Source organism: Mesorhizobium sp. WSM4807 (assembly GCF_055811615.1).
The window spans coordinates 1-673 of sequence record NZ_JBVVQY010000115.1; the positions used below are offsets into that span (position 1 = coordinate 1).

At 67.5% G+C, this 673-nt stretch carries 1 protein-coding gene; it reads right to left on the reverse strand.

Annotated elements, in window-relative coordinates:
* On the reverse strand, nucleotides 1-673 hold a 673-nt coding region (locus AC0L3N_RS33925), incomplete at both ends, for an IS256 family transposase (protein ID WP_473552060.1).

Below are 673 nucleotides of genomic sequence, written 5' to 3' on the forward strand. Positions count from 1 at the left end.
GCGCACAGCACCTTGGTGACGGCCGCCTTGATGCCTTCATGGGCATCGGAGACGACGAGCTTGACGCCGCGCAGGCCGCGGCGGGTCAGCTTGCGCAAAAACTCCGTCCAGATCGGCTCGGCCTCAGACGTGCCGACCTCCATGCCCAGCACCTCGCGCCGGCCGGCCGCGTTGGCGCCGACAGCGATGATGACGGCGACCGAGACGATGCGGCCGCCGCGGCGCACCTTCAGGTAGGTGGCGTCGATCCACAGATATGGCCAGTCGCCCTCGATGGGTCTTTCAAGGAACGCTTTGACCTTGCCGTCGATCTCTTCGCACAGCCGGCTGACCTGGCTTTTGGAGATGCCGCTCATGCCCATCGCCTTGACCAGGTCGTCGACCGAGCGGGTCGAGATCCCCTGGACGTAGGCCTCCTGGATGACGGCGGTCAGCGCCTTCTCGGCCATGCGGCGCGGTTCTAGGAAACCGGGGAAATAGGAGCCCTTCCTGAGCTTGGGGATGCGCAGCTCGACGGTGCCGGCGCGCGTCTCCCAGTCGCGCTCGCGATAGCCGTTGCGCTGGGCCGTGCGCAACGGGGTCTTCTCGCCATGGGGCGCGCCGGTGGCGGCCCCAACCTCCAGCTCCATCAGCCGCTCGGCGGCAAAGCCGATCATCTCGCGCAGGATATCGG